This is a genomic window from Streptomyces sp. 8P21H-1 (assembly GCF_013302945.1).
Window position 1 is genome coordinate 1 of record NZ_JABTYA010000328.1, and the last position, 2,444, is coordinate 2,444.

Below are 2,444 nucleotides of genomic sequence, written 5' to 3' on the forward strand. Positions count from 1 at the left end.
CGGGTGCTCCGCGGCCCGCGCCGCCGCCCTTCGGCCCGCGCCGGGCGGCACCGGCCGAAGGGGACTTCTTCGCCGACACCGCACAACCGTTCCGCCCTCCTGCGTGTCACATCAGGCAGGAGCAAACGTCTCCAAGGATCGCAAAGGATCACAAGGGGGAAATATGAGGTTCAGCCGTTCCGTCCTGACCGGCGCCGCGTTCGCGTCCCTGGCCCTGGGTGCCACCACCGCGCTGGCGGCGCCCGCCTCCGCCGCGCCCAACACCACACCGCAGAAGGTCTGCGGGAGTGCCTACAAGACCGTGAACCAGGCACCCGTCGGCTCGCTGGGCACCGTCTACCTGACGTACAACGCCACCAACGGCAAGAACTGCGTCGCGACCATCCGCAGCACCCCGGGCACCGCCGTGGACATGTCCACCTGGATCTACGTCCCCGACACGGACGAGTACGCCGAGGACTACGGGCAGTACACCTCGTACGCGGGACCGGCCTACGTGTACGGCAAGGCCCACTGCGTCGACTGGGGCGGCAGCATCAAGAACGTGCACGTGCAGGTGACCGACTCCAACTGTGCGGCCAAGAAGGAGCACAGGACCACCTTCACCCGCTGACCCGCCGACCGGCTGCCCCGCCGATGCGGTGGGGCAGCCCGCAGGCCGTGCCGCGACGCCTCCCGGCCCGGCTCAGGTGGTGTGCAGCGAGCCGAAGGCTCCGGCCAGCAGGTCGCGCAGGAGCGCCGCGGAAGGATGGGGGTCGCGGCGCGGTGTGATCGCGTAGATGCCGCGGGTCGGGGGATCGACGAGGGGCACGGGGACGACGTCGGTCCGCAGCGTGCCCGTCAGGATCCCGGGGACCAGTGCGACGGCGTGCCCGGTCGCGACCAGGGCCAGCTTGCCCGGCAGGTCGGCGGCGGCGAGGTCGATCCGGGCGTCGACCCCGGCGCGGGCGGCGTGCCGGCGCAGGAGCGCCGCCGAGCCGTCGTTGTCCTCGGCCCAGGTCTCCCCGGCCAGCGCCCGTATGTGCACGGGACCGCGTCCGGCCCGCGGATGTCCGGTGGGCAGCACCACGGCCATCGCGTCGAGGCCGAGGAACCGCCGGTCGACCCGCGGGTCGTGGGGCAGTCCGGGTGGTGTGTCGGTGACGACGGCGATGTCGAGGTCGCCGTCGGCCACGCGGTGGTGCAGGGCCGCGCTGAGGCCGGGCAGCAGGCTCCACCGGTGGGACCCTCCCCGCTCCAGCAGGTTCCGGACGGCTTCGGGGACGATCCCGGCGGCCAGGGACGGTGTCGCGCCGATGGCCAGCAGCCGGTCCACGACCCCGTCCTGGACCTCACGCACCGCGCGGACGGCACGGTCGGCCTCGTCGAGCGTGACCTTGGCGTGGCGCCGGAACACCTCACCGGCGGGCGTCGGACGCACACCGCGCGGATGGCGCTCCACCAAGGTCACGCCGAGCTGCCGTTCGAGACCGGCGATCTGCCGGGAGACGGCCGACTGCGTGTGATGCAGTTCGGCGGCCGCCGCCGACAGCGACCCGAGCCGACACACCGTCACGAACGTTCGCCACACCGTCAGTTCCACGGGACCAGTATGACCAGTGGGTATGCGGCCCCCGCAGGGCTGCCCCGCGGGATCTGCGCTTGTCGCGGCAACCGCGGTGCGCCACGGTGGCGCACATGACCGCACAGCACACGACGGCACAGCACACGACGGCACAGCACACGACGGCACAGGGCACGACCGGCCAGCACACGACCGGCCAGCACACGACCGCCGTCCCCGGCCCGGGGCGCCCCGCGGTGGGGGACGCCGTCCTCGAACCGCTCCGCGCCTACGTCCGCGGGCACGCCACCGGCCGCCCCGGCCACTTCCGCGAGGCGTTCCTGCCCACCGCCCACATCGGGGGCATCCGGGACGGCGTGTTCGTCTCGTGGTCCCTGGACGAGTACTGCGCCCTCTTCCAGGGCCGTCCGGCGCCGGACGAGCCGGCCCGCTCCCGCCGCGTCGACACCGTCGACGTCCACGGCACCGTCGCGAGCGCGGTCATGACGCTCCGGCACGGCGCCGACACCTTCACCGACCTCTTCCTGCTGGTCCGCGCCGACGGCGGCTGGCGCATCGCCGACAAGGTCTACCACCGGCACACCTGAGGACCCGGAGCGGAGTGGTTCAGTTCTCCGGCGTCCCGTCCCACGGTCCCGGCGCGAGCAGTTCGTGCAGGCTCGCGCCCCGCGCCCAGCGTTCGAGCGCGGGGCCGTCGAGGAGACGGGTCCTCCCCTGGCGCTGTGCCCAGCGGACGTCGCGCGTCCGGAAGGTGCCCCGGTGCACCACCAGGCGCAGGTCCGGTTCGGCGGTGCCCCGGCGCGTGGGGGAACGCGGGCGGTCCTCGTCGGGCAGGGGTTCCGCCACCGGCCGGAAGGCCACGTCGAGCCGCCGGCCGTCC

General features: G+C 73.7%; 2 protein-coding genes and 2 pseudogenes. 2 read left to right on the plus strand and 2 right to left on the minus strand.

The features are described from left to right. Positions 1-163 precede the first annotated feature (163 nt). A complete protein-coding gene (locus HO151_RS06810) occupies positions 164-613 on the plus strand; it encodes a spore-associated protein (protein ID WP_173895185.1) in 450 nt (149 codons plus the stop codon). Positions 614-685: 72 nt separating this feature from the next. Here the strand turns inward: HO151_RS06810 and HO151_RS06815 are convergent, their stop codons facing one another. After that, complete coding sequence (locus tag HO151_RS06815) at positions 686-1,582, minus strand: LysR family transcriptional regulator (protein ID WP_173895186.1); 897 nt, start codon at positions 1,580-1,582, stop codon at positions 686-688. Positions 1,583-1,809: 227 nt separating this feature from the next. On the opposite strand from HO151_RS06815, the pseudogene HO151_RS06820 reads away from it, so the two are divergent. Beyond that, positions 1,810-2,151: pseudogene (locus HO151_RS06820) on the plus strand (nuclear transport factor 2 family protein); the annotation flags it as partial. A 19-nt stretch (positions 2,152-2,170) separates the two neighbouring features. Here the strand turns inward: HO151_RS06820 and HO151_RS06825 are convergent. Beyond that, positions 2,171-2,444: pseudogene (locus HO151_RS06825) on the minus strand (hypothetical protein); the annotation flags it as partial.